The organism is Sinorhizobium numidicum, assembly GCF_029892045.1.
GTDB lineage: Bacteria > Pseudomonadota > Alphaproteobacteria > Rhizobiales > Rhizobiaceae > Sinorhizobium > Sinorhizobium numidicum.
Map to the genome: position 1 here is coordinate 1598452 of NZ_CP120367.1, position 25572 is coordinate 1624023.

A 25572-nucleotide genomic window follows, 5' to 3' on the forward strand; every position below is an offset into this window, starting at 1 on the left:
ATCGCTTCGATGACTATCCAGACCTAGAATACCATGAAAGTGACCATGGCTCGCTCCAGTCTGCGCTACGCGGGGCGCGACTTCGTGCTCTGCGCACCCCGCTCCTAACGCCTGACCAAGCCTGTCTCGGTATGGAGCGCCCCATCTGGCTCAAAGGCGAAAAAGGCGAAGGCAAATGTGACGGTATAGGGCACGTCTTTTCCACGACGCTGGACGACCACATTGCCGACATCCGTGCCGCGCGTGATGTCTGCCGTATCGAGCGCCGACACCTGTCCTGGCCGCCAACTTATGTGCAGGTCGCCGGCCTTGATGACGCCCTTCTCGCGTACCAGCGGCAACGTCCAAGCCTGCTTGCCCACGGCCACGACCCGGATCATCGCTGGCACCTTGTCCGGTAGGTCTCCCGTGAACAGGAACGGCCGCGGCGCTTGGTCGTAGCCGACATAGGGATTGCTCCCGTAAGCCCGAAGACGTGGATTGTTCGGCACCAATACCCGTCCTTCGGGAGCGCGCTCGCGAAAGCTTTTGAAGGACTCAAGGCGCGACGGCAGAATCTTAAGCGACCGGCCTGCCAGTTCGCCGACGATGGCCTCGCCCCCATACTGTTGCCACCAGCTTTCGGTCTGACGGTCATACATCACCAGATCGGAATGACGCAGCTTGCCGGTCGTGCCAAAATCGAGAGTCCTACCGTCGAGGCGACGATCGAAGACAATGCCGGTGTTGCACAAAGGGCAATAGGTCACCGTCACGGGTATCCCCGCCACCACGTCATTGACGATCTCATGCCAGATCATCACACGCAGCGGATAGGCGCGCGCATCCTTGCCGAGGATTACCGAGAGAACCGGCTCCTCCGGCGCGAGGCCTCTGATTTTGCCGACAGGCGTGAACTGCGGGTCGTCGATGGACGGGATGCCGTCCTTTGGCGGCCCGCCGGACATGATTTCCGCAAGATCGATCGTGGCGCGGGAGAAGTCCGTGCGCGGCCATTCGCGCCGCAACTGCTGCGGAGTATCGGCCATCGCAAATGAAGTCGACACCACAAAAATAAGCGCTGTCCCGAAGAGGATGAACGGGTTTCGTGAGATGGTCATGGCGTTGCTCCTAGGCGTTTACATGCGTCCGCCCACCGCCGCTCGTCTCGTTGTTCAAGAATGAATTCGCCGGAAAGCTACAAATGTTACGGACAGCCGTTCGAAACGTCATCCGGCGGTTGGTTCGCTCCGTTCGACAGCAAGCTCGAAGGACTGGCGCAGAAGGTGCTGGCCGCGCTGCCGGCGACCCTGCGAGCAGCACTGGCCTAGATTGACTATGGAGAGAAGGGTCGCAATGCGGGACAAAACGCCGGTCGTGATCCAGACCACCACATCGATGCTTCTGCTATCTTCGAATGTGATTGCCGCGAAGTCGCCAAAAGCTGCGAAGCAACGGTCGACCGGCTCGCAATCCGGAACGTCGTAGCCGTGACCCCGCAGGCTTCAGCTGCGCTGGATCCGTCTGTGGTGCCAGGCGCGCCCGAGCAAAGCCCCGAAGACTGCGGCGATTAGCACCCCACCGATCACGGCCGTAATCCTGGCACCAAGCTCCGAAACGGCGATTGCATCGGCACCCGCTTCGATCCCGAAAGACCCGTTGGTCCGGTGCAGCCCCCCGACAGGCGTGAAGAGGTTGTCTCGGCGGTCTGGATTCGCCGGCCGGTCCGTCTGCTGAGCCTCCACCGCCGTTGCTGCTAGAAGCCGGTCCAGCATCGAGGGCGCAACGATGTTGCCGAGAATGATTAGGGACGTGCGATTCCCGAGCCAGTATTCGCGCTTCGGATGGAGCGCCGCACGAACGATAGCATCGGCCGCCACCTCGGGTCGGTAGACCGGTGCCACCGGCCTCGGTTGCGCGTTCATATGCGTGCGTGCCCAATCAAATTGCGGAGTGTCCACCGCAGGCAGATGGACAGCGCTCAGCGCGATCTTGCTCCCCTCGTGAATGAGTTCCGCGCGGAGTGAATCTGTGAAGCCGCGTATGGCATGCTTCGCGCCGCAATAGGCAGCCTGAAGCGGAATGCCGCGATACGCCAGAGAAGAGCCTACCTGGACGATCACTCCCCGATTGCGGGGACGCATGAAGCCGAGGGCAGCCATCGTACCGTGGACATATCCGAGGTAGGTCACTTCCGTAACCCGCCGGACCTCCTCCGGTGTGATCTCCGCGACCGGCGAGAACACCGTGGCCATTGCGTTGTTGACCCACACGTCGATCGGCCCCAGGCGCCGTTCACATTGATCGGCGGCAGCGAAAACTGCGTTGGCATCCGCCACATCTGCGGCAACCGCAATTGCTTCGGCGCCCTCGGACTCAACTTCGGTCTTGGCATCAAGCAGGCCCTGACTTTCCCGGGCAACAAGGCAGACCTTGGCGCCCCTGCGAGCGAACGCAACAGCGGTTGCCCGCCCAACTCCAGCGGATGCTCCCGTTACGACAACCGTCCGCTCAGATAGTTCAGAATAGTCCACGAGCTAATCCAACGTTGCAGTACGAAGTCTTCGTGACGCCAGGCGCGGCTATTCCTCACAACCCTGTACCAAGGATGTGGGTTCCCCCCGCTCTCACCTTTCTTCTCAATCGCAACGAACGCGAGAAGACCTCATAAAATCCTGGCCCACGCGAAGAGACGCAACCAAAACGTTTAAGCTTGACTCCCAAAACGTTTTGGAGAATTCTTTTTCAGCCCGGGAGGAAGATTTGGCCAATCTGAAGCAACTCGCGCAGTCGCTCGGCCTGTCGATTACCACGGTGTCCCGCGCGCTCGACGGGTATGCGGACGTCTCCGCCGCCACCCGCGACCGGGTCCGCGAGGCTGCCGAAAAGGCAGGTTACCGGCCGAATGCATCCGCCCGCAGGCTGCGCAAGCAGCGTGCCGAACTGGTCGCTGTCACACTGCCGAGCGATCCGGGCCATATCGGTCCTCCCCACTTCCTCGACATGCTCTCCGGCTGCGCCGAATATTTGGCCGCCTCCGGCCTGAATCTCGTCATCGCGCCCGTGCCGCGCGGCGAAAGCGAACTTGAGATCTGCCGCCGGTTCGTCGACGGCCGCCGCGTCGATGCGATGCTCCTCGTCCGCACGAGGCGGAAGGACGAGCGTGTCGAATTCCTGCAGTCACGCGGCATTCCGTTCGTCACCAACGGCCGCACCGAAAGCCCGGTGCCGCACCCATTTATCGACGGCGATGGCTTCGCCGGCTTCCGCGCCGCGACGCTTCGTTTTCATGCGGCTGGCCATTGTCGCATCGGCCACATCGCTGGACCGCAGGAATATTACTCCGCCCATGTGCGGCGCCGCGGCTGGCAGGCGGCGATGGAAGAGTGCGGCCTTGCGACCGACCTATGCGCCGAGGGCGCCCCGGTCGAGCAGGGCGGGTATCTCGCAGCCCTTGAACTGCTGCGCCAGCCATCGCCCCCCACCGCACTCGTCTGTGCCACGGACGAAATGGCAATCGGCGCGCTTCGGGCGCTCCGAGAAGTCGAGGGCGGAGATCAGCTCAGCATCGTCGGCCACGACGACCTTCCGACTGGAGCCTTCGCCAGCCCGCCGCTCTCGACCATGCGCATGACCGGCGAAAACCTAGGTGCAAGCTTCGCCTCACTGCTTTTGCGCGCCATCGCCGGAGAGCCGGCCGAGGAACTCCAGGAGCTTCACGCGATCGAGTTCGTTGATCGGGACAGCCACCGCCGCCCACCCAGGGAGGCATAAACAACAGTGCATCTCAGAGAACAAAAATGAAGGAGGAGAAGATGAAGCGTATTGTGTCATTCGGATTTTTGGCCTCGACGGTGCTGGCATTCACCTCGCCGGTGCTTGCCCAGACGGTTTTCGTGTCCACGCAGCTCCGCCCGATCGAAGAGGCGACTGTGGTGCGCGAGGAGCTTCTGCAGGATGTCGGCGAGATCGACTACGTTGTCGAAGAGCCGCCGCAGTTTGCGGTGCGCATGGAGGCCGAACGCCAGGCCGGCAAACACACCGTGAGCCTGGTCGGCGCGCTGCATGGGGAGCTTTCGCCGCTCGCCGACAAGGACGCGCTCGAGCCGCTCGATGACCTCGCCAAGAAGCTCGCCGCCGGCGGCATGCCGCAGTCGCTGCTCGATCTCGGCAGGCTTGGCAAATCCACCCAGCAGTATATCCCGTGGATGCAAGCGACCTACGTCATGGCCGCCAGGAAGGAGGCTCTGCAATACCTGCCGGCCGGCGCCGACGTGAATGCGTTGAACTACGATCAACTGATCGAGTGGGGCAAGAAGATGCAGGAAGCCACCGGCCAGCCGCAGATTGGCTTTCCGGCGGGTCCCAAGGGTCTGATGGCGCGCTACTTCCAGGGTTATTTCTACCCGTCTTTCACGGGAGGCGTCGTGCGCACGTTCCAGAGCGCAGATGCGATCGCCGGCTGGGAGAAGCTCCAGGCGCTCTGGGCTTACGTGACGCCCAATTCCACGAATTACGACTTCATGCAGGAGCCGTTGGCCGCCGGCGAAGTGATGGTTGCGTGGGACCACATCGCACGCTTGAAGAATGCCATTTCGGCCTCGCCGGATGATTATGTCGTCTTCCCCGCTCCGGCGGGCCCGAAGGGCCGCGGCTACATGCCCGTCATCGCCGGCCTTGCGATCCCGAAGGGCGCGCCGGACAAGGCTGGCGCGACCAAGGTCATCGAACATCTCACGACGCCGGACGTGCAGTTGCTCACTGCCTCGCGCGTCGGCTTCTTCCCGACGCTGAACATCAAGCTGCCGGAAGACCTTGATGCAGGCGTCGCGCTGCTCGCCGGCGCGGTCACGAAGACGCAGGCCTCCAAGGACGCGGTGATCTCGCTTCTGCCCGTCGGCCTTGGCGAAAAGGGCGGCGAGTTCAACAAGGTCTACATGGACAGCTTCCAGCGCATCGTGCTGCAGAAGGAGCCGATCGCCGACGTTCTGAAGGCACAGGGCCAGACGATGGCAAAGCTGATGACCGACACCAAGGCTCCCTGCTGGGCTCCGGACGCCAAGAGCGACGGCCCCTGCCCGGTGCAATAAAGCCCCAGGCTGAACGGCGTCCGGGCGAAAATGCCCGGGCGCTCTACGTGAAGACTCTGCTTTCCAAGGCGGGAGCCGATGGCCAACAAGCGATCTTGGATCCCCTATCTGCTGATCCTTCCATCCGTCGCCTTCCTGGCGCTGCTCTTTGTCGTGCCGCTGGTTCAGACGATATGGCTGGCGGTTTCGGAAAACGGCGCGCCTTCGCTGGCGAATGCTCAACGCATGGCGAGCGACATCAACTTCACGCGCTCGGTCAAAAACACCTTCCTGCTGGCCATCGCCGTGGTGCCGGTGCAGATCGCCATCGCACTCGCCATGGGGACGATGGTTTCCAAGGTCGGGCCCGGCCGCGAGACCATCCTGTGGATCTGGACGATCCCGCTCGGCATTTCCGACCTTGCCGCCGGCCTGGTCTGGTTGTCGATCCTGCAGAATACGGGCTACCTCAATTCGGTGCTCTTCGGGCTCGGCATCATCGAGCAACGGACGGGCTGGCTCTCCTACCAGACACCGATCGCTCTCTTCTTTGCCATCGCAGTCGCCGAGATCTGGCGCGGCACGGCGATCGTCATGGTCATCATCGTTTCCGGCCTCAACCAGGTGCCGAAGGAATTCAAGGAAGCCGCTGAAATCTTTGGCGCCGGACCGCGGACGCGCTTCCTGCGCATCACCCTGCCGCTCATCCGCCCTGCCCTGCAATCGGCCCTCATCCTGCGAACCGTGCTCGCCTTCGAGGTTTTCGCGGTCGTCTACGCGCTCGGCGGGCGCAACTTCCCGGTCCTTGTTGGCGAGGCCTACACCTGGCAGAACCAGAACCAGAATTACGGCGTCGCCGCGGTCTACGCGGTCCTGATCATGATGATCTCGCTCGCCGCCACCCTCATCTACCTGAGGGTCATCAAAGTCGATCCGGAGCGCCTGCCATGAGTACGGAGCCTATGAGTACGGAACCAATGAGTGCCGAAGACATGAGCGCGACCGGCAACACCGCAAATACAGCAGGATTCGTATCCTCACGCCGATGGCTTCTCTGGAGCGGCATCGTGGCGCTTTGCGCCTGGGTTCTGGTGCCGATCTATCTCGTGGCGCTGGGTGCGCTTGGCGGCCGCCAAGGCGTCTACCAATGGCCGAAGACCGGTCTGCCGACCGGCATTTCACTCGATCCCTTTATCCTGTTCCTGAAGACGGAAGGCGTTGTCCAGTCGTTCCTAAACTCGCTGGGTGCGGCAGGCATCACGGTGGCGCTTTCGATCCTGCTTGGCGCGCCGGCGGGTTATGCCCTTGCCCGCTACGATTTCTGGGGCAAGGACAGCTACAGGCTGCTGGTACTTTTGACCCGGGCCTTCCCGCTGGCGATCCTGGCGCTCCCGCTCACTGTTTCCTACATCAGGCTCGGCCTCTACGACACGATCATCGGCGTCGGCTTGATCCACACGGTGCTGGCACTGCCGTTTGCGGCGCTCGTCACGCAGGCCATCTTCCTCGGGGTGCCGAAGGAGCTCGAAGAAGCCGCGTGGGTGTTCGGTTGCACGCGAGTCCAGGCCTTCCTCAAGATTGTTGCGCCGCTGGCACTCCCCGGCATCGTCGCCACGGCCGTCTTCGCCTTTGTAATCTCCTGGAACGAGGTGTTTGCCGCCTCGGTGCTCACGGTCCGCAACCGCACGCTAACGGCCTATCTGTTGACGGTGCTGTCGGAAAGCCCGATGCACTACCGCTTCGCCGGTGGCCTCATGCTCATCCTTCCTTCGGTTGTCTTCATCTTCGCGGTCAGGCGCTACCTCTTCGCGATCTGGGGCATTTCCTCCAAGTAACGGGATCATATCCATGGCCAGTATTGTCATCGACCGCATCCGCAAAAGTTTTGGAGCCTTCCAGGCGCTGAAGGAAGTCTCGCTGACGATAAACGACGGCGAGTTCGTCTCCCTGCTCGGGCCGTCCGGCTGCGGCAAGACGACGCTGTTGCGCATCATCGCGGGGCTCGAAACCGCAACCTCCGGCGATGTTCACATCGGCGACAAGTCGGTGATCGGCCTGCCGCCCAAGGATCGCGGCCTTGCGATGGTCTTCCAGAACTACGCGGTCTTCCCGCATATGACGGTCTACGAGAACGTCGCCTTCGGGCTCCGCATGCAGAAGGCCGGCGATGCGCGGGTGAAGGCGCAGGTCGAGAAAGCTGCGGGCCTCCTTCACATAGAGCAATATCTCGATCGCTATCCGAATAAGCTCTCCGGTGGCCAGCGCCAGCGCGTCGCTGTCGCCCGGGCGCTCGCGGTGGAGCCCAAGGTGCTGCTGATGGACGAGCCGCTTTCCAACCTCGACGCGCTGCTCCGCCTTGAAATGCGCACGGAACTCAAGAGCGTGCTGCAATCGGCCGGCACCACGACCATCTACGTCACCCACGACCAGACCGAGGCGATGGGCCTTTCCGACCGCATCGCCGTCATGCACAACGGCGTGGTCGAGCAGGTTGGAAATCCTGTCGAGATCTACAATCATCCGGCGACGCGTTTCGTCGGTGGGTTCATCGGCAATCCGCCGATGAACTTCATCAAGGTGCCGGTGTCGAACGGTCGGGTATCAGCAGGCTCCGAGCAGCTTGCCGCACCGAAGGAAACGGGCAATGAGGTAATCCTGGGCTTGCGTGGCGAGGCCGTCGAACTGGCTCCCTTGCCTCAGGGCTTGGAAATGAAGGTCCGTGTCGCAGAGCCGATGGGTTCGCATCTGCTGCTCACCGGCTCGATCCACGATCAGCCGGCGCGCGTCATCCTTCCAGCGTCCGAAACCGTCAAGAGCGGCGATACGATCGGTCTGAAACTCGACCGCGACCGCATAACCTGGCTTTCGGCGGAAAGCGGCAAATCCTATCGGTCCTCACAGCCTGAGAATCATTTGGAGTACCCAGCATGAACTTGCATATCGATCATGCCAAGCGGATCCTCGTCGCCAATGACCGCGGCGGTTATACCGTGCCGACCGACCGGCTTTATCCCTTCCAGTGGAACTGGGATTCCGCCTTCGTCGCCATGGGTTTCGCGCTCTACGATATCGACCGCGCCTATCGCGAGCTAGAACGGCTGACTGAGGGCCAGTGGGCCGACGGCATGATCCCGCACATCGTCTTCCACCAGCCTAGCGACACCTACTTTCCCGGGCCGGATGTCTGGCGGACGAAGCATACCATCCCCACCTCCGGAATCACCCAGCCGCCGGTCTTCGCAATCGCGCTGCGCAAGGTGCACGAGCGAGCCGGCAAGCATGCTGAAGCCCGCACCCTGCCGCTCTACGAAGCGGCGCTGAAATGGCACCGCTGGTGGTATTCCGCCCGCGATCCGGAAAGAACCGGGTTGGTTGCGCTGCACCACCCGTGGGAAAGCGGCAGCGACAATTCTCCCGCCTGGGATGTCGCACTTGCCCGCGTACCGACAACAACCGTCACACCTGTCATGCGCAAGGACACGGGCCATGTGAACGCCGACATGCGCCCGCGCGATGAGGACTACAAGCGTTTTATCCATCTGCTCGACACCTATGCCGCCTGCGGCTGGAACCCGGCTAAGCAATGGGAAGAGGCGCCGTTCAAGATCGCTGAAATCCAGACCACCGCAATTCTGCTCAAGGCCGGCGAGGACTTGGAACATCTCGCACGGCTGTTCGGCAGGACGGAAGACGCAACGGAGATCGCCGACTTTAACGACCGCAGCCGCAGGGCGATGCTCGCGCAGTGGCGTCCAGCACTCCGCCGCTTCGTCTCCCGCGACCTTATCTCCGGCGAGGACGTGCAAGCCGCGACACAGGCGGGCTTCATCCCCCTCCTTTCGCTCGACCTCGACAAGGATATTGCCGACGCGCTCGTGACCGAGATGAAGACCTGGTCCAAGGGGCTGAAGGTCGCTTTCCCGACGACCAAGCCGGGTGTTGGAAGCTGGGAGCCGAAGCGCTACTGGCGCGGTCCTGCCTGGGCGATCATCAACTGGCTGCTGATCGACGGCCTGCAGCGCAACGGCCATCCGGACGCAGGGGAAGAACTCCGCATGTCGACGATCGCTGCGATCGAGACGGAAGGGTTCGCCGAATATTTCGACCCGGTAACCGGCGAAGGCTGCGGCGGCCTCGGCTTCTCCTGGACGGCCGCCGCCTACATATGGCTGATGAGGGTCTGATAAAATGACCCGCCGCCGAGGATCAGCTGAAGCGCATCGACATCCTCGCGCAGCAAAACGGCACCGCCCATGAGCTTACCGTTCACACCGCCGGCGGGTCATTTCCGCGGGAGAAACGGTAATGCAGTCGTTCCCGTCAATGACAGCCTCGTCATCGAAGCAAAGAACCAGCCAGCCGATATCGATCAATTGCATACGTTATAGAACGTCGCCAAATGCTGAGGCGTCCCTTCCGCCCTCAATCATAAAAGCCATGGCTCCTCCTCGCGCCACGGACAGGTAGTTGCCACAGTTAATAGCCGGTCATCTCCAGATAACCGATACCGGACGCGGATCCGGATATTCGGACAGGACCCTCCCAATAGGGAAACTGGCTCGTCACCCAAGCCGCATTGTTGAGAGCTGTTACCGTCACGTCCAGACCCCTGGCCGGGAGCTCGATACGCCAAACGACGGGGATCTCCCTGCCAGCAACCGCGGCGCTTGATCCGGGCGTCACCTTGAGCTCGTTGGGAGAAAACGGCGTAGGTCTGCCACTCGCGAAGATCCAGGTGCCCGATGTAAAACCTCCGCCCTTGTCGTCACGCAGGCGGAAGCCCATCATCTTTTCTCCGTTGTCGAAATGCAGGGAGAACCACTCCCAACCGGTCTGATTGGCCGCCAGCGGCTGGCTCGACCACTCCCGATCCAGCCATGCTTTTCCGGCCACAGTGACTTTCTTGCCGGCGGCCTCAAGTTCGCCAGAAACGGTGAAAAACGGCTGCGAGTAATAGTAACTCGCCTGACCGGCGGCCGATTTTACTGAATAGCCATTGTCACCATGGGAAACGATCGGACCTTTCGCTTGCAGATCGAGCCGATAGCGAAAATCCGTTCCGGAGGCCGACATTTCCAAATGCGAAAGCTGATCGTCGTTTGATGGCGATTGGCTCGCCCTCAGTTGCCACTCGTCAATCCACGCTGAAAAGGGGGCTGCCGAGACACCTGCCTGACCGACACCGCCGCGTGCGAGGCGCTCCGCGGAGAACTGGCGCTCGGGCGTGGTAAGGGCAGCGTTACCCATCCAGACCTGCGGGCTTGACCAGCCCTCTCCCTCACGCGGCGCCGCGGCCGACCGGAACAGGGTCCACTGTGCTCCATAGTCCCTGCCGTCGGAGCCTTTGAGGTTGGCGGTCACGTACCACCATTCAATTCGAAACTCGGGATGCGGGCCGTGATCTTTTGGAAACTCGAACGGCACACCCGGCTTCGGCAGGGCGAACCCCTCCGCGGCCTGGGTGCCGAGCCCCGCGAAGCCCTGCGCGTGTGCCGACCCACCCGCGACAAGGCTCAAGAAAACAGCGAACACTGTAGGCGATCTAACGTTCATTGGCGAAAACCTTGAGAAGCGTCGAGGGCGTCACCTTCGACAGTTGCCGAAGGGGCACGGCGACGGAAACTACAGCAGCCAGGACCGCAAAGCCGCCGAGGCGAAGCCAGTCGGCCGGAAACAAGCGCAGCGGCAACCGCCAACCGAAAGCCTCGACATTCACGACCGCCAGAAGAACCCAGGCGAGCGAGATGCCGACCGGCACCGCCAGCGTGAGCGTGATCGTCACCAGCATCATCGTGCGCCAGAGCTCCAGCTTCACAAGATGCCGTCTGGTCAAACCCATCGCCCAGACCGGGGCAAGCTGCGGCAGTCTCATTCCGGAAAGCGTCGTCATGCTTGCGAAGAGCGCGACGCCCGCTACTCCAAGGGTCAGCACGTTAAGGGCTGCGGTGATCGAGAAGGTCTGCTCGAATATTTCCATGGAACGGCGCTTAAGGCTCGCCTGATCGACAACATTGGCGGACCGCAGCCCGAATTCATCAGTGAGCTCTCGCTTCAACGCCTGCACATTACCAGCTGGGATCCTCACGCCGAACCTTAAACGCGGGACGTTGGGGTAATGTCGTGTGAGAGCATCAAGGCTGACGAGTGCCTGCCCGATCGGGTTGCCGTAGTCGGAATAGATGCCGACGATCCGCACACTCCAGCCGCCCGGCAGCACGACCGTATCGCCCAGTGTGAGCCGGTTGCGACGAACCAGCTGCTCGTTCACGAGCGCGGCCTCGCCGCGGCCAATTTGATCCCACGCATCGGGCGTTGCTTCGAGGAGCGGCCAGTTATCGCGGTACGTCCTGTGGTCGAGGACTCCATAAACCTGTCCAGGCTGCCCTTCGATCTCACCTTCCGTGTTCCAGATGGGAAGGACCGCCGTTGCCCGCGGGCCAAGCCATTCTGCCAATCTTGTTGCCTCGTCTTCCGAGCGTGCCGTGACATAGAGCTCCGATGCGAGCCGCTGATCCAGCCAGCCAGTGAAGGTATATCTGAAGCTCGCGACCATCGTTCCAACCCCGACATTGGCGGAAAGCGCGATCAGCAGCGCCATGAGCGCCAGCGCCAAGCCAGGGATTTGTTGGCGCGTATCCGCCAAGAACCATGTTGGTACGGGACGTACGACGACGCGGGACGCGAGTCCCAGAAGCAGGTCCAGCAAACCAGGCAATAGGAGGGCCGCACCCAGCAATAGAAACGCCAGCACGCTGAAGCCCATGATGAGCCCGCTTCCCCAATTCGCCAGCGCCATCGCCAATAGAAGGAAAACCAACGCCACCGCCGACTGGGCCACGAGGAACCGCTGCGAGGCTCTTGCCCATGCCCGCGGCTGCGCCGGTGCGAGAAGCGGCATGCGCGAGATCTGCCAAAGGCTCTGCGCCGCCGAGAGCAAGGTGCCGCCTGCGGCGATTGCCATTCCGCTTGCAACCCAGCCAGTCCTGAAGGCAAGCGCGCCTTCGACGCTTGCCCCATAGAGGCTACGAAGCGTGGTGGCCACCCCCGGCATGAGGAAAGTGGCGAGAAGATACCCGAGTGCGACCCCGATCAGACCGGAGACCACTGCCAATGTCAGGAGCTCAGTGACGAGCAATGCCATAAGAGTTCCTGCCGGGATACCCAGGGACCGCAGCGTCCTGAACGTCGGCCGCCGCTGTTCGAACGCCAGCCCGATCGTCGAGTAGACGATGAAGAGACCGACGACGAAGGCAAGGAAGCCGAACGCCGTCAAGTTGAGGTGAAAGCTGTCGGTAAGACGGCCGAGGTCTGCTTGCGTATCCGGCTTCTTAAGCACCAGTTCCGGTGCGACCTCCGTGAGATCGGCTCGTCCCATCGGTTGATCCGGTGAGACGATAAGCCGAGAGATCGCCATTGGCTTGCCGAGCAGACCCTGTGCAATCCCTATGTCGGCGACGGCAGTACCGGGGAGGAGATCAGGGCTGGCTCTTAGTGGCGGCGTAGCGGTCACCTTCAGTTCGGCGACCGTCGATGGAGCAGCGTAGACCAACCCGGGCGGGGTGATGAATGCCAGCAGGTCGGCCTCATCTCCCAAGGTTGTGGCTGTCACTCCCTTAGGCAGGGTGACCGGATCCATACCAATGAGGTGGATGCGTCTGGTTCCGACCCTCCACTCGCCCTCGATGACGGGCGATACCTTCCAGCCCGCACGCCTCAATCTGACGAAGACCTCCTGGCTGAGCTCCTCTCCTGTCAGCGGAACCAACTGGTCGTAACGGTCCTGTCCCAGCAGGGCGGCGGCCCGGTCATAGCTCGCACGCGCTTCCGCGTTGATCGCCTGCACGCCCGACCACAGCGCCGTTGCAAGGCAGAGGCCGAGCAGGAGCATAGCCAATTGCAAGGGACGTCTGCGCCAATGCGACAGCAGCGCGCGGAAGCCGGCTGAGATCATGTGACGATCCGCCCTGCTGTCAACTTCACCTGCCGGTCAAGCCGAGCCGCCAGCCGCGTGGAATGAGTCACCATCAGCAGCGCAGCGCCCGTCTCCGCAATGAGCTCAAGCATCAGCGCCATCACGGCGTCGCCGTTGGTCTCGTCGAGATTGCCGGTCGGCTCGTCGGCAAGGATGAGCGATGGTCTCGCCGCCAGCGTTCTTCCGATGGCGACACGCTGCTGCTGCCCGACTGAAAGCTGCTCGGGATAGCGATCAAGCAAGGGAGTCAGCCCGAGCCTTTCGGACAGCTGCTTTTCCCAGGCAGGGTTAGAGCGGCCGGCGAGCGCCGCATGGAAGCCGAGGTTTGACGCGACGTTAAGCGAGGGGATGAGGTTGAATTGCTGAAAGACGATACCGACGACATCACGGCGCAATGCCGCCCTGCCCCGATCGTCAAGCTCGGAAACAACGCGGCCTCCGACCTCAATTCGGCCTTCATCAGGTCTGTCCAGACCCGAGACCAGATGCAGCAACGTACTTTTGCCGCTGCCAGACTCGCCAGTCAGAGCTAGGCTCTCACCGGTGCCCAGGTCCAGATCGATGTTTCTCAGGACGGTTAGGGGCCCTTCTGCTGTTTCGTAGTATTTGCTTACCGACCTTAGCGACAGAACCATCGATCCTCACTTCATTTAGGCATGCGACGAGCCCAAATCCAGCGCCCGTCAGCCGGATAGAATGTTGATGAAAAATCGTATTTGCGGCCAGCTTAAAACACGCGACGATGATCACACAGCTACCGACGACTGTCTTCGTCCGGGACGTATCGTTCGAAACGAGCACCGTACGCCGTGCTGGTGAACGCTGGCCGGCGGCCGCCGCACCTCGATGCGCCCAATCCGGTAGCACGCGTCCGTCGTCCGCACGAAGCTCGATGGAGGCAATCGGCTCACTGTTCTGGCGATCGCAGAGAGCATTGCGGGGCTCGCTCTGGTGCCGATGCGCTCGTTCTTTTGCGGACTCTCGAATACGACGTCGGCTCAGCCTAGAAAGTTAGGTAATGAGGACGAATTAATCAAATTGGCGGATGCCCCTAACCCTATGTGAAGCGCACCGCTACGAACTAGCCGTGCTACACTGAGCGGTATGCTTGATGATCATCAGCGCTGCGCGCGCATGACTTTCGTGCCAGTCGCGGCTGGCCGGAGGATCAGTCATGGATCGTAAGTCCGGGCCGACGTGCAACAGCCCTGCATTCCCCTGTAGGGACGGCCGAACCACGGCAGTTCCGTGGCATCTCACTCGGCAGGGGTCAGCTAGTGCGACCCTCTGCTCCATTCCATTCTGCCTCGTCATGCTGCTTGCATCTCCCGCAATAAGTCAGTCGGCAACGGACGACAGACTTGCCCCGCAAGACGCCGTCGAAATACGCATTTCGGGATGGTACGCCTTGTTTGGCGGCGTAGCCGAGGCGGCGCTGCTTCACGACGTTTTTACGATCGGGACAGCTGGGACGCTCGAAATTCCCGAATTCGGGCGCCTGCCAGCGGCAGGTCTACGTGCGGGGGAACCGGCGAAGTTGATAGCCGACCGCTTGCAAGCCAGAAGCGGCAGCCAGGAACGTCCGGTCACGACTGTCCAACGAGGAACGCCGGCGCCAGAAGAGCAGTCATTGGGCAAGCGTGTCGAGGGGCGCCCGCCAGCGGAGCAACCGCGCATGGTAGAACTTTCGGCGACGGAGCTCTCGCAAGCTCTGGAACGAGAACGGTCCAGGGTGGAAGCTTTGCTTCGTGACCTGACGGCCGCTCGGATGGAGCTCGAAGCAGCTCGTCGAGAAGTGGGTGCGGCGCGTCAGGCCGCTCAAAACGATGTTTTGCGGTACAAACAGGGCCTCGCGGCGGAGCATCAACTGAGCGCCACCTTAACGCAGGAACTCAGTGCTGCGTGGGCCGATCTCAAAGCCATGAGCGTTCAACTCGAGCAGGCAGCGAGTGCGGCGGTGCAAGCGAGGGAGGCTGCGGAAGCCGCGGTCAACGAGGCTGATGAGATGGCCGCGCGCGAACGCGCCAAGAGCGCCGCACTGGAGCAAAAACTCCTCGCGGCGCGCAAGGACGTCGACGCAACCAAGAGCGATGCGCAAATCCTCGGTGGTGAGCGTGAGGAAATTCTGCGCCGGGATCTGGCGGCGGCCAGGAGGGAGCTTGATGCGATGCGGCGCGCCGCCGACGACGCTGGCGCGCAGGCGCGAAGAGTTGCCGATACGACGGCTGAACAAGAACGAGCCCTGGAAAAGCAGCGCCAAAGAGCCGAAGGACTTGCTCGCGATCTGACGTTGGTTCTGCGCGAGATGGAAGATTTGAAGGCCAAAGCCGCTGGAGCAATGCGAGCAAAGGCGGCCGCGCTCAGAGAGCGACACGCTGCGGAGGTGTCGCTGGCCGATGCGAAACGAGCGCTTGATGAGGAGCGGCACAAGCTTGGAGCCTACGACCGCGATCTCGCCGTAGCCCGCCAATCGACCGCTGCCCTGGAGGCGCGCGCCAATCTGGCCGCGGCAGAGCAGGCTGCCGCGGTGCAGGCTCGAAAGGTTGCCGAGGCTGCGGCAATACGGGCTGGCGAAGCGCTCGCATTGGAGCTCGAGAAGGGAAGGTCGCTCGCGCGCGATCTCGACACTGCTCGCCGGGAACGCGACGCGGCAAAAGAGGAATTGACCCGGGTCTTAGCGGTGCAGCGCACGGCGTTGGAGAACGAGCGCGAGCGGGCCAATCGCCGCGACCCTGCGGCGGCGCGTAAGAAAAATGAAAGCCTCAAAGCCCGAACTGAGCGCCGCATGGAGGATACCGAGCATGTACCGAAGGCGCGCGCCGTTAATCGCGCAAGTGAACGTTCAAAGGCCGCTGTACGGACAGGTGCCCGATCGGTCCGTGATTCGGGGTCGCGGGAGATTCGCAGGGTGAAGGTCCGCAAGCCAACGCCGGCCGTTCGATCGGTGACGATTGCGCTCCCCGACGCGCTGCTCCCCAAGCGGTCGCGGGCGCGTGGCCGTTGGTAAGGAAGGTGTAAAGGGAACTTTTTCGAGGTTTGCTTTGTCCAAAGATGAGGGACGGAGGATGCGCACGTATCTAGCTGCCACCACATTGTTGATCGCAGTTGCGATCGGGCCGGCCTCGGCTCTTGGCCTCAGCGTCGGTGCCAAAGTCGGCGGTATTGGGGTCGGTGCTAGTGTGGGGGCTGGCAAGAATGGCGCCTCGGCAGGGATTTCCGCGGGCGTCGGAGGAGTAAGCGGAGCAAAAACTGGAGCCTCCGTCGGCAGGAATGCGGGATCAAGCATTGGCGCCGGGGGCAAAGTCGGCGGTGTCGGGGTCGGTGCTCGTGTGGGGGCCGGCAAGAATGGCGTCTCGGCAGGGATTTCCGCCGGCGTCCGCGGCACAGGCGGAGCAAAAGCTCGAGCCTCGGTCGGCAGGAATGCGGGATCAGGCGTTCGGGCCAGCGGCAACGTCCAGGGTGCGAGGGGCGGCAAATCGGCGGGCTCTCGTTTGGGAGGCATGTCGTCGAGGAGAGCGGGAGCGAACACTAGTTCGGGCGGTGCTTTAGGAGGTTCGGCCGCAGGCTCCGGATCACTAGGAGGTGGCGGTGGTGCCAGCTCGATCGCCGGCATTGCTCCCGCAAAGGGCGCACGACCATCGGTCTTCCTGCCGCGTAACCTTTGGCCGTCAAAAGCCGGGCGCGCCGAAAGCGACAGTCGGGACTACCCCTCGCGCTTGCCGGCGCCAACTGCAGCAATTCCGGGTACCCCACGCGCCGTGGTTCGCGTCTGCCGCCAAGCAATAGCGTCGGCTGCGTCGCCCCTTGGCGCCGTGCGTGTGCGCGCGGCAAGTGCCGGCCCTCTGCACCGGAATCGCCGCGGCGCGCTCACGGCGTCGCTTGCGGTGCGCATAGACTATGCAGGGCAGGGCGGCATCGAGATCCGTCAGGCGCGAATCAGGTGCCACCTCGACTCGTTAGGCAGGGTCATCGCGGTGGTTTAGCCGGTCCATTCGTCCACATGACTGCCGTCCCAAGAACCCGTCCGCTGGCGAGAATGCCGAACGAGAGCAGCCGCCGCTTGGTTCCCCGGCTCCTTGAAACAGTCGTAGACAATTCCATATATGGGCCATCACCCGTATCGAGGATCGTTCTGCGCTGACATATGTCTGGCGACGCTCGCATTCTCCGGGTTGAAAGGGCGCTCCCCGAAAGGGTCGAGCGCCCTTCTGCTTTGCCTTCGGTGCGAACACATGTCCGTCGATTACCTCAGGTTGGAACGGCCAGAAGCACGGCACTCCGCACACGGTCTCGACTTCTCCACCAGGCTGGGAAGATCGCCCGACACGGCCGCCGCAGCGATCAGCTGTGCCAAACGCTACGCAGAAGCCAGCTTCTTTTCCGCCGCAAAGGGGCTCAAGCCGAGCCAGGTCTGCATGCGGCTGGCGATTTGACGATCGCCGGTGAGCACGAGCTTACCGTCGCTCATCGCCTTGCTGACAGTTGTCAGCCCCATCCAGATCGCCGTCATGGTGCGCAGGTCGGTGGTGACGTAAAGGTCGACATCGAAGCCGGGATCGACCGGGCAGAGATCCACCTCAGCGCCGGGCTCGACGAGAAGCCACCACTGCCGGCGAGCGGCCGGCAGTTCGGGGTACAGGAAATGAATCACGCTGCGCCGCGGCGGCAACGGCGTGGGATCGAGATTGCGGCGCATGTCCCACATCAACAGCGATGGATCGAGATGTTGCAGCGAGACATCGGCCTCGAACCAGTGCTGGCCCCATATGCCGATTGCCTCGATCACCGGTTTTAACTCCCGTCCGGCGGGCGTTAGCTGATACTCCAAAATTCCCGGTTCGGTCCGCGAAGCAACACGACGGACGATGCCGGCCTCCTCGAGATCACGTAGCCGCTTGACTAGGAGCGCCGGCGACATGCGCGGCACGCCGCGGCGCAGATCGTTGAAGCGGGTCGAGCCGGCCACCAGTTCGCGCAAGAGCACCACCGTCCAGCGCGTGCACAGCACTTCGGCAGCCATGGCTACCGGACAGAACTGTCCATAGCTGGCTTGTGTCATGATGAACCTCCTCTCTAGGTTCACCTTACTCTACGGCAGGTGGCAGCTCCCGGCCAGTTCAGTTTCTATACCGGGACACTTCAATTCCTGAACTAGAGCCGGCCCTCTCCTTGGTGTCAGATCCCTGAGGGTTGCGCCAACATCGGCGCTCAAGGATAGGAGGATCACGGGAATGGCGGACCAATGGGTATTCAAGAGCGAAACCTACGATAACTGCAATTGCGAGATCAATTGCGGCTGCCAGTTCAATCTGCCGAGCACCCACGGCTATTGTCAGTCGGCCTTCATCGGCCACATCGTCGAAGGCCATTTCAACGAGACGCCGCTTACAGGATTGAACTGGGCGGCGCTGTACAAATGGCCTGGAGAAATCAAAGACGGAAACGGCAAACGTCAGATCGTCATAGATGCACGAGCGGACGAAACACAGGGGAGCGCCCTGGAAACAATAATCTCAGGCAGGGCCTGCGAGCCATTGAGCAATTTGTTCTCTGTTTTCGCGTCGACCTGTTCCGAGTTTTGCGAGACTTTGTTCTTGCCGATCGAGCTGGTGGCCGACCTGGAAAGGCGCACCGCCAGGGTCGAAATACCAAGCATATTGAGAAGTAGGGCGAGCCCGAAGATCAACGAGTTCAATGGTGAACCGTTTCATATTGCGATTGCGCGTCCGAGCGGCAGTTTCGAGTTTACCTACGCGGAACTCGGACTAGGCAGCACATCGGTCACTGGCGATATGGAGATGGCGTTCGAAGGTACTTGGGCGCACTTTTGTATTCACCACTTCAATCAGGATGGCATGGTGCGCGAAAGATCAAGACTCACAGCGTGGCTTGGTCCATGAGTCCGCATTCAGGATGCTTGGACGTGGCTAAAAGCCACGTCCAAGCAAGGTTTTGCCGATTAGACAAGGTCAAATCGATCGGCGTTCATTACTTTGGTCCACGCTGCAACGAAGTCTTTCACAAACTTCTCTTTCGCGTCGAGCGAGGCATAGACTTCCGCCAGGGCTCGAAGCTGCGAGTGTGAACCGAAGATCAGGTCGACGCGGGTACCGGTCCACTTGACTTCGTTCGTCTTGCGGTCGCGCCCCTCGTAAACGCCATCGTTGCCAGCAATGGGAGACCACTGCGTGCCCATGTCGAGCAGGTTGACGAAGAAGTCGTTCGTCAGCACCTCGGGACGGGAAGTGAAGACGCCATGCTCAGGCTCGCCCGCCTTCAGCACACGCAGGCCGCCAACGAGAACGGTCATTTCCGGTCCGGTCAGTGTCAGCAGCTGGGCGCGATCCACCAGAGCCTCTTCCGGCTTCATGAACTGCCGGCCGCCGAGATAGTTGCGGAAACCGTCGGCGCGCGGTTTGAGCGCGGCGAAGGAAGCAGCGTCGGTCTGCTCCTGCGAGGCATCCATGCGGCCTGGCGTGAACGGCACGGTGATGTCCAGGCCGCCAGCCTTTGCCGCTTTCTCGACGCCAGCAGCGCCGCCGAGGACGATCAGGTCGGCCAGCGAGATCTTCTTGCCGCCGGTCTGGGCGGCGTTGAAGTTCTTCTGGATGCCTTCGAGCACGCCCAGCACCTTGGCCAGCTGCGCCGGCTGGTTGACTTCCCAATCCTTCTGCGGCTCGAGGCGGATGCGCGCACCATTGGCGCCGCCGCGCTTGTCGGAGCCGCGGAAGGTCGAGGCCGAAGCCCAGGCGGTCGAGACCAGTTCCTGCACCGAGAGGCCGGAGGCGAGGACCTTGGCCTTGAGGTCGGCGACGTCCTTCTCATCCACCAGCTTGTGGTCGACGGCCGGGATCACGTCCTGCCAGATCAGGTCTTCGGCCGGGACTTCCGGACCGAGATAACGAACCTTCGGACCCATGTCGCGGTGGGTCAACTTGAACCATGCGCGGGCGAAGGCATCGGCGAACTGGTCTGGGTTTTCGAGGAAGCGGCGCGAGATCTTTTCGTAAGCCGGATCGAAGCGGAGCGACAGGTCGGTGGTCAGCATGGTCGGAAGATGCTTCTTCGACGCGTCATAGGCGTCCGGAATGGAAGCGTCGGCATCCTTCGCCTTCCACTGATGCACGCCGGCCGGGCTCTTGGTCAGTTCCCACTCGTAGTTGAACAGGTTCTCGAAGAAATGGTTACTCCACCGGGTCGGCGTCTGCGTCCAGGTCACCTCCGGACCTCCCGTGATGGTGTCCGGGCCGATGCCGGTACCGAACGTGCTCTTCCAGCCAAGACCCTGATCCTCGATCGCGCCGCCTTCCGGCTCCGCGCCGATCAGCGACGGATCGCCGGCGCCATGGGTCTTGCCGAAGGTATGACCGCCGGCGATCAGCGCCACGGTCTCTTCGTCGTTCATCGCCATGCGGGCGAAGGTTTCGCGAATGTCGCGTGCGGCGGCGACGGGATCGGGATTGCCGTTCGGACCTTCCGGATTGACGTAGATAAGACCCATCTGTACGGCGCCGAGCGGCTCTGCCAACTCGCGTTCGCCGCTATAGCGCTCGTCGCCCAACCACGTGCCTTCCGGCCCCCAGAACAGTTCCTCGGGCTCCCACACATCGGCACGGCCGCCGGCGAAACCGAAGGTCTTGAAGCCCATGGATTCCAAGGCGACATTGCCCGTGAGGATCATCAGGTCGGCCCAGGAGATCTTGTTGCCGTATTTCTGCTTGATCGGCCACAGCAGGCGGCGGGCCTTGTCGAGGTTGGCGTTGTCCGGCCAGCTGTTGAGCGGCGCAAAACGCTGCTGGCCGGCGCCGGCGCCGCCGCGGCCATCGGTGATGCGATAGGTGCCGGCGCTGTGCCAGGCCATGCGAATGAACAGGCCGCCGTAGTGACCGAAGTCGGCCGGCCACCATTCCTGCGAATCCGTCATCAGTGCATGAAGATCTTTCTTCAGGGCGTCGAGATCGAGTTTCTTGAACTCCTCGGCGTAGTTGAACGCCTTGCCCATCGGATCGGCGAGACCAGACTGCTGGTGAAGAATCTGGACGTTCAGTTGGTGAGGCCACCAGTCGCGGTTCGATCGGCCGCTTCGGGCCGTATGGGTATGTGCGACGGGACATTTGCTCGCGCTGTCAGTTTCCTTGTCCATAATCTTCTCCTTGTTGCTTCATATGTCTGCCATTCAAAACGGAGCATTGTCTGGGACCGCTTGGTTCAGTTGCGCTATTTCAGAGTGTGGCCTCCTGCCTTGTTGAGCCAGAGACAAAGGTCGACGCGCATCCTCCCCTACATTCCTTCATACCGGAAGCACTTCATAAATTTAAGTTGGATTTACTGATCGCTGCGATAAGCTGAAATTATGAAAAATCTCACACTGAAACAGCTTCGTTATTTCGAGGCTTTGGCACGACATGGTCGCTTCCGGCTCGCAGCTGACGCCTGTGCGATCTCTCAACCAGCATTATCAATGCAAATCAAAGAACTCGAAGAAGAATTGGGCAACGACCTCTTTGAACGTAGCGCGCGTGAAGTGAAACTGACCGTCTTCGGTCAGACGTTCGCGCTACGCGTCCGCGACATCCTTCGTGCTGTGGATGAACTGGGAGACGTGGCCCGTGCTTCCCGAAATCCGTTCCTGACGCGTCTGCGCATCGGTATCATTCCAACGATTGCGCCCTACCTGCTACCAGCCATCATAAACGATTTGAACAGAACGTTTGAGGGTATTCAAATACAGGTGCGTGAGACGCAAACTGCAAAGTTGATTCAAGAACTAGCGGAGGGCGATTTAGATATGGCAATTGTTGCGTTGCCTGTATCGGAACCCTCTTTGACCGAGCTCAAGTTATTTGAGGAGGAATTCGTGCTGGTCCGACGACGCGACGACGCGTGCGAGCCGGTACCCGAACGCGAGGCCCTTCGCGAAATGCGATTGCTTCTGCTCGAGGAAGGGCACTGTTTTCGCGATCAAGCTTTGTCGTTCTGCAGAATCGGTTCGAGGCGACCCCGGGAAGTCATGGAAGGTAGCTCTCTATCCACGTTGGTCCAGATGGTAAGTGCCGGTATCGGTATAACGTTGATCCCGGAGATGGCGGTGGCCGTCGAAACGCGCTCAGCGCAGGTTTCGATCTCTCGATTTCAGCCTCCCCAGCCCTCGCGTACAATAGGAATGATTTGGCGCAATTCGACGCCGTTGCTCAAACAACTCCTGCAGATTTCTGAGGTGGTTCGCCGGTCGGCCGACGCCATGCGCGAACATATGTCGTCCGTGGACAGGCCATAGACGGACGATGTCAACATAATTGGCTGCCGTGAGTTTTTCCTTCTGCCAAAGCTAGTCTCCTTCCACCTCCTACACGGTGCACGAAAGCTGCGCACTCGGCCGGAGGTTTACTCGGCCAGGAACCGTGGAGCTCCCGGTCTCAATCAGCGATCTCCAGTGCCTTCTGCTCGATCGACCGGCGCGAGATGCTGTGCCGGTCGAGCAACTCCTCCTTCTTGCCGGATCGCGGCAGTTTCACGATCCCCAATCGATGCACCGCTGCAGCCGAGCCGACCGCCGCCGAAACCGCGTCGGCAAGGCCGCCATCGACTGCGTGATCCTCGACGACGAGAACTCGTGCGGTCTCACGCGCCGCCGCAGTTAGGGTCTCTTTATCGATAGGCTTGACCGAGTAGGCATCGATGATGCGGGTTCTGATCCCCTTCCGCTCGAGGCTATCGTGCGCCGCAAGCGCCTCATGCAGGGTAATTCCTGCCGCGACGATCGTCAGTCGGTCCTCGTTCGATGAATGCAGCGTTTTGCTGCCGCCGATGGGGAAGTCTTCATCGTTGGGATAGATCACGGCTGTCTTCGGCCGTGTGGTCCGGATATAGACTATACCCTCGGCATGCGCCGCGGCTTCCGTCAAGCGCTCGGCGCTGACCGCATCGGACGGATAGAGAACGATACTGTCGATCAGCGCGCGAAACATCGCTATGTCCTCGAGCCCCATCTGCGAAGGGCCGTCCTCGCCAATGGAAACCCCGGCATGGCTGCCGCACAGTACGAGATGGCGCGGCCGGCTGTATTGCGCCATCCGGATGAAGTCGTACGCGCGGGTGAGGAAACAGGCGAACGTCGCGGCATAGGGGACCTTGCCCGAAGCCGCTAGTCCGAGTGCGGTTCCGACCATGTTCTGCTCGGCGATAAAGGATTGGAAGAACCGCTCCGGAAACTTCTTGGCAAAGCCCTCGGCCCCGGTTGAGTTCACGACGTCGCCGTCGAGGGCGACGATGTCAGGCATCAGGGCGCCGAGCTTCTCCAGCGCCTTTCCATACGCCTGTCGTGTCGCGACCTGTTCGCCGGGGCGATACTGGACTTTGATCCGTCGCGACGTCGCCGGAGCCTGCGCCGGGGAATATTGCCCGGACCGGCGGGATTCCACCCGCAGGCCGATCCCTGTGTCGCCCAGTTCGGCGAGCGCGGCCTGCATGTGCTCAAAATCAAGTGGCTTGCCATGCCAGCCACTCGCCCCCTCCAGGACCGACACGCCCTTGCCTTTCACCGTGCGCGCGATGATCGCAGTAGGGCCTCCCTCGCGGGCGGAATGGAGCGCGCCGACGATCGATGCCATATTGTGGCCATCAACCTCGAGCGTGCGCCAGCCAAATGCCGCGAAACGTCGTGCCAACACACCGGTGTCGTGGTGGTAGGGCGCCGGCCCGCTCTGGCCCAGACCATTAACATCGACGATGGCCACCAGATTCGACAACCCGTTGAGGGCGGCAAACTGCGCCGCTTCCCATACTGAGCCTTCCGAGCACTCGCCGTCGCCGAGCAGGCAATAGATCCTGGCATCGATCTTATCCAGGCGATTGGCCGCTGCCATTCCATTGGCCGCCGAGAGCCCCTGCCCGAGCGATCCGGTTGCGACCTGGACCCAGGGATTGAGCGGCGTCGGATGCCCTTCGAGGGTGCTGTCGATCCGGCGCAGCGACATTGGATCTTCGGCGATCGCTCCGGCCTCGTATAGGGCGGCCCAGAGAATCGGCGCGGCATGTCCCTTGGACAGCACGAATTTGTCCACGTTTGGCGCCGTGGGGTCGCTCGGATCCCAGCGCATCTCGTGGAAGAACAGGGCCGCCAGAAGATCGGCGCAGGACATGCATGACGTCGGATGTCCCGATCCAGCCTCGGTCGTCATCCGGATCACCAGATGGCGCAGCTTGCGAGCCATATCCTCCAGGGATTGAAGATCCACGGGCTCGAGATGTTGGTCGCGCTTCGCCGCGAGCTGCCGCATCAGCGAATCGAAGGGTCTGATGAACTTTTCGACGCCCTCATTCTCGAGCTGCGCCGTTACCTGATCGAACTTCACGCCGGCACGCTCGAGATCGGCCATCACCTCTTTGGCCTCGTCGATCCCGTGCTCCACGGTCTCCTTGATCATGCCGTGGTCGAGCAAGGCCGCGATCGTCTTTTTCGGCATGGTGTTGACGGTGAATGGGCCGATCAGCGGCTCGACATACATGAGATCGTGGTAGACGGGATTCTTTGTGCTCGTGCTGGCCCACAGCATCCGCTGCACGCGCGCTCCCTTGTCTGCGAGCGCTTTCCACCGGTCGCTCGCAAGGGTGCGTTTGAACCGCTGATAGGCGAGCTTGGCGTTGGCGTTCGCCGCCCTGCCGAGGAGCTGCTCCGGATTAAACCCGTCCCCGGCGCCTGCATCGGGCACCGTCCGATGCTGAAGCAGCTCATCGACGAGAACGTCGATGCGGCTCAGGAAGAAGCTGGCGACCGAGGCAACGCTGGCAATCGGCTGACCGGCATCCAGGCGGCGCTCGAGCGCCCGCATGTAGGCGTCTGCGACGGCCTCGTAGCCCGCAATCGAGAACAGGAGCGTGATGTTGATATTGATGCCCTCGAAAAGTAGTTGCTCGATCGCGGGAACACCGGCGGCGGTACCGGGAATCTTGATGAACAGGTTCGGACGATCGACGAGCGCCCACAGCCGTCGGGCTTCGTCGATGGATGCCTGCGTGGCGTGCGCCAGATGCGGCGAAACCTCGAGACTGACGAAACCGTCAGCTCCAACCGACTGGTCGTAGACGGGCCGCAAGATGTCGCAGGCGTTTCGCACATCCGTGGTGATCAGGTCTTCATAGATTTCCTGGGTGGAGTGTCCTGCCGCCGCCGCCCGCGCAATGTCGCTGTCGTAGTCGGTGCCCTCGGCCATCGCCTTCTCGAAGATGGCGGGATTGGATGTAATTCCGCGCAGGCCTTGTTCGACCCGCTGCGCAAGTTCGCCGCTTGTAATCATGCGCCGGGTCAGGTCGTCCATCCAACAGCTCTGGCCGTGAGCGCTAAGCTCGGTCATCCGGTTCATGCCAGATCTCCTTTCGAAGTTCGCCCTCCCTCGCCTCGACTCATACAAACTCACGCCGCCGCGGTCTGATCCGCGCGTCACCCAAATATGATCTTGCGTCATGATAGCCGAACCGACCCTCAACACCGAGTACTGGCGTGGCGGGCGGCGCGGCAAAAGTCTCGTGAACCGCACTACCGCTTAGCGGATG

19 protein-coding genes and 1 pseudogene are annotated in these 25572 nt (G+C 61.8%); 12 read left to right on the forward strand and 8 right to left on the reverse strand.

Features of this window, described 5'->3' with window-relative positions; translation table 11 throughout:
- Positions 1-104: 104 nt before the first annotated feature.
- Complete coding sequence (locus tag PYH37_RS07660; RefSeq protein WP_280730832.1) at positions 105-1100, reverse strand: DUF3179 domain-containing protein; 996 nt, start codon at positions 1098-1100, stop codon at positions 105-107.
- A gap of 60 nt (positions 1101-1160) precedes the next feature.
- Here PYH37_RS07660 and PYH37_RS07665 point away from each other — a divergent pair, with 60 nt between their 5' ends.
- Positions 1161-1310, forward strand: coding sequence for a hypothetical protein (locus tag PYH37_RS07665; protein ID WP_280730833.1), 150 nt, complete (start codon positions 1161-1163; stop codon positions 1308-1310).
- 174 nt (positions 1311-1484) lie between these two features.
- Here PYH37_RS07665 and PYH37_RS07670 read toward each other — a convergent pair whose 3' ends face one another.
- Positions 1485-2513: an SDR family oxidoreductase gene (locus tag PYH37_RS07670; RefSeq protein ID WP_280730834.1), complete on the reverse strand. Its 1029-nt coding sequence runs from the start codon at positions 2511-2513 to the stop codon at positions 1485-1487.
- A 229-nt stretch (positions 2514-2742) separates the two neighbouring features.
- On the opposite strand from PYH37_RS07670, the gene PYH37_RS07675 reads away from it, so the two are divergent.
- The 6 genes from PYH37_RS07675 to PYH37_RS07700 all read left to right on the forward strand — a co-directional run bounded on the left by PYH37_RS07675 (position 2743) and on the right by PYH37_RS07700 (position 9232).
- Positions 2743-3753 (forward strand): LacI family DNA-binding transcriptional regulator, encoded by a 1011-nt coding sequence (locus PYH37_RS07675; protein WP_280730835.1) that lies wholly within the window; start codon positions 2743-2745, stop codon positions 3751-3753.
- A gap of 41 nt (positions 3754-3794) precedes the next feature.
- Positions 3795-5069 (forward strand): ABC transporter substrate-binding protein, encoded by a 1275-nt coding sequence (locus PYH37_RS07680; protein WP_280730836.1) that lies wholly within the window; start codon positions 3795-3797, stop codon positions 5067-5069.
- Between the two features lie 78 nt (positions 5070-5147).
- Positions 5148-5999 carry a carbohydrate ABC transporter permease gene (locus PYH37_RS07685; protein WP_280730837.1) on the forward strand — a complete coding sequence of 284 codons (852 nt, stop codon included), beginning with the start codon at positions 5148-5150 and terminating at the stop codon, positions 5997-5999.
- Between the two features lie 41 nt (positions 6000-6040).
- A complete protein-coding gene (locus PYH37_RS07690; RefSeq protein ID WP_425336078.1) occupies positions 6041-6883 on the forward strand; it encodes a carbohydrate ABC transporter permease in 843 nt (280 codons plus the stop codon).
- 13 nt (positions 6884-6896) lie between these two features.
- Entirely contained in the window at positions 6897-7979 is a 1083-nt protein-coding gene (locus tag PYH37_RS07695; RefSeq protein WP_280730838.1) for an ABC transporter ATP-binding protein, read from the forward strand.
- Positions 7976-9232, forward strand: coding sequence for an MGH1-like glycoside hydrolase domain-containing protein (locus PYH37_RS07700; protein ID WP_280730839.1), 1257 nt, complete (start codon positions 7976-7978; stop codon positions 9230-9232). Before PYH37_RS07695 ends, PYH37_RS07700 begins: the two co-directional genes overlap by 4 nt.
- 292 nt (positions 9233-9524) lie before the next feature.
- Here the strand turns inward: PYH37_RS07700 and PYH37_RS07705 are convergent, their stop codons facing one another.
- From PYH37_RS07705 to PYH37_RS07715, 3 genes are read right to left on the reverse strand one after another with little or no spacing between them, the layout of a single operon-like run.
- Positions 9525-10601, reverse strand: coding sequence for a lipocalin-like domain-containing protein (locus PYH37_RS07705; protein ID WP_280730840.1), 1077 nt, complete (start codon positions 10599-10601; stop codon positions 9525-9527).
- Positions 10591-12999, reverse strand: coding sequence for an ABC transporter permease (locus tag PYH37_RS07710; protein ID WP_280730841.1), 2409 nt, complete (start codon positions 12997-12999; stop codon positions 10591-10593). Before PYH37_RS07710 ends, PYH37_RS07705 begins: the two co-directional genes overlap by 11 nt.
- A complete protein-coding gene (locus tag PYH37_RS07715) occupies positions 12996-13655 on the reverse strand; it encodes an ABC transporter ATP-binding protein (protein WP_280730842.1) in 660 nt (219 codons plus the stop codon). Before PYH37_RS07715 ends, PYH37_RS07710 begins: the two co-directional genes overlap by 4 nt.
- A gap of 677 nt (positions 13656-14332) precedes the next feature.
- Here PYH37_RS07715 and PYH37_RS32200 point away from each other — a divergent pair.
- The 3 genes and pseudogenes from PYH37_RS32200 to PYH37_RS07725 all read left to right on the forward strand — a co-directional run.
- Positions 14333-14605: pseudogene (locus PYH37_RS32200) on the forward strand (polysaccharide biosynthesis/export family protein); the annotation flags it as partial.
- Positions 14606-14695: 90 nt separating this feature from the next.
- Positions 14696-16027, forward strand: a complete 1332-nt coding sequence (locus PYH37_RS07720) for a coiled-coil domain-containing protein (protein WP_280730843.1) — start codon at positions 14696-14698, stop codon at positions 16025-16027.
- Positions 16028-16085: 58 nt separating this feature from the next.
- Positions 16086-17003, forward strand: coding sequence for a TrbL/VirB6 family protein (locus PYH37_RS07725; protein ID WP_280730844.1), 918 nt, complete (start codon positions 16086-16088; stop codon positions 17001-17003).
- Positions 17004-17377: 374 nt separating this feature from the next.
- Here PYH37_RS07725 and PYH37_RS07730 read toward each other — a convergent pair whose 3' ends face one another.
- A complete protein-coding gene (locus tag PYH37_RS07730) occupies positions 17378-18079 on the reverse strand; it encodes a winged helix-turn-helix transcriptional regulator (protein ID WP_280730845.1) in 702 nt (233 codons plus the stop codon).
- A 172-nt stretch (positions 18080-18251) separates the two neighbouring features.
- Here PYH37_RS07730 and PYH37_RS07735 point away from each other — a divergent pair, with 172 nt between their 5' ends.
- On the forward strand, positions 18252-18920 hold the full coding sequence (locus PYH37_RS07735) for a DUF1326 domain-containing protein (RefSeq protein ID WP_280730846.1): 669 nt from the start codon (positions 18252-18254) through the stop codon (positions 18918-18920).
- A 59-nt stretch (positions 18921-18979) separates the two neighbouring features.
- Here PYH37_RS07735 and katG read toward each other — a convergent pair whose 3' ends face one another.
- Entirely contained in the window at positions 18980-21163 is a 2184-nt protein-coding gene (gene katG / locus PYH37_RS07740) for a catalase/peroxidase HPI (RefSeq protein ID WP_280730847.1), read from the reverse strand.
- A 210-nt stretch (positions 21164-21373) separates the two neighbouring features.
- On the opposite strand from katG, the gene PYH37_RS07745 reads away from it, so the two are divergent.
- Positions 21374-22297, forward strand: coding sequence for a hydrogen peroxide-inducible genes activator (locus tag PYH37_RS07745; protein WP_280730848.1), 924 nt, complete (start codon positions 21374-21376; stop codon positions 22295-22297).
- A gap of 139 nt (positions 22298-22436) precedes the next feature.
- Here the strand turns inward: PYH37_RS07745 and PYH37_RS07750 are convergent, their stop codons facing one another.
- Positions 22437-25382, reverse strand: coding sequence for a transketolase (locus PYH37_RS07750; RefSeq protein ID WP_280730849.1), 2946 nt, complete (start codon positions 25380-25382; stop codon positions 22437-22439).
- Positions 25383-25572 lie beyond the last annotated feature (190 nt).

Bases quoted from the DNA above. Each gene is read 5' to 3' on its own strand.
- PYH37_RS07665 (WP_280730833.1), top strand. From the start codon at position 1,161: ATGAATTCGCCGGAAAGCTACAAATGTTACGGACAGCCGTTCGAAACG.
- PYH37_RS07680 (WP_280730836.1), top strand. From the start codon at position 3,795: ATGAAGCGTATTGTGTCATTCGGATTTTTGGCCTCGACGGTGCTGGCA.
- PYH37_RS07745 (WP_280730848.1), top strand. From the start codon at position 21,374: ATGAAAAATCTCACACTGAAACAGCTTCGTTATTTCGAGGCTTTGGCA.
- PYH37_RS07700 (WP_280730839.1), top strand. From the start codon at position 7,976: ATGAACTTGCATATCGATCATGCCAAGCGGATCCTCGTCGCCAATGAC.
- PYH37_RS07720 (WP_280730843.1), top strand. From the start codon at position 14,696: ATGGTAGAACTTTCGGCGACGGAGCTCTCGCAAGCTCTGGAACGAGAA.
- PYH37_RS07695 (WP_280730838.1), top strand. From the start codon at position 6,897: ATGGCCAGTATTGTCATCGACCGCATCCGCAAAAGTTTTGGAGCCTTC.
- PYH37_RS07730 (WP_280730845.1), bottom strand. From the start codon at position 18,079: ATGACACAAGCCAGCTATGGACAGTTCTGTCCGGTAGCCATGGCTGCC.
- PYH37_RS07705 (WP_280730840.1), bottom strand. From the start codon at position 10,601: ATGAACGTTAGATCGCCTACAGTGTTCGCTGTTTTCTTGAGCCTTGTC.
- PYH37_RS07660 (WP_280730832.1), bottom strand. From the start codon at position 1,100: ATGACCATCTCACGAAACCCGTTCATCCTCTTCGGGACAGCGCTTATT.
- PYH37_RS07685 (WP_280730837.1), top strand. From the start codon at position 5,148: ATGGCCAACAAGCGATCTTGGATCCCCTATCTGCTGATCCTTCCATCC.
- PYH37_RS07750 (WP_280730849.1), bottom strand. From the start codon at position 25,382: ATGAACCGGATGACCGAGCTTAGCGCTCACGGCCAGAGCTGTTGGATG.
- PYH37_RS07710 (WP_280730841.1), bottom strand. From the start codon at position 12,999: ATGATCTCAGCCGGCTTCCGCGCGCTGCTGTCGCATTGGCGCAGACGT.
- PYH37_RS07735 (WP_280730846.1), top strand. From the start codon at position 18,252: ATGGCGGACCAATGGGTATTCAAGAGCGAAACCTACGATAACTGCAAT.
- PYH37_RS07725 (WP_280730844.1), top strand. From the start codon at position 16,086: ATGCGCACGTATCTAGCTGCCACCACATTGTTGATCGCAGTTGCGATC.
- PYH37_RS07690 (WP_425336078.1), top strand. From the start codon at position 6,041: ATGAGCGCGACCGGCAACACCGCAAATACAGCAGGATTCGTATCCTCA.
- katG (WP_280730847.1), bottom strand. From the start codon at position 21,163: ATGGACAAGGAAACTGACAGCGCGAGCAAATGTCCCGTCGCACATACC.
- PYH37_RS07715 (WP_280730842.1), bottom strand. From the start codon at position 13,655: ATGGTTCTGTCGCTAAGGTCGGTAAGCAAATACTACGAAACAGCAGAA.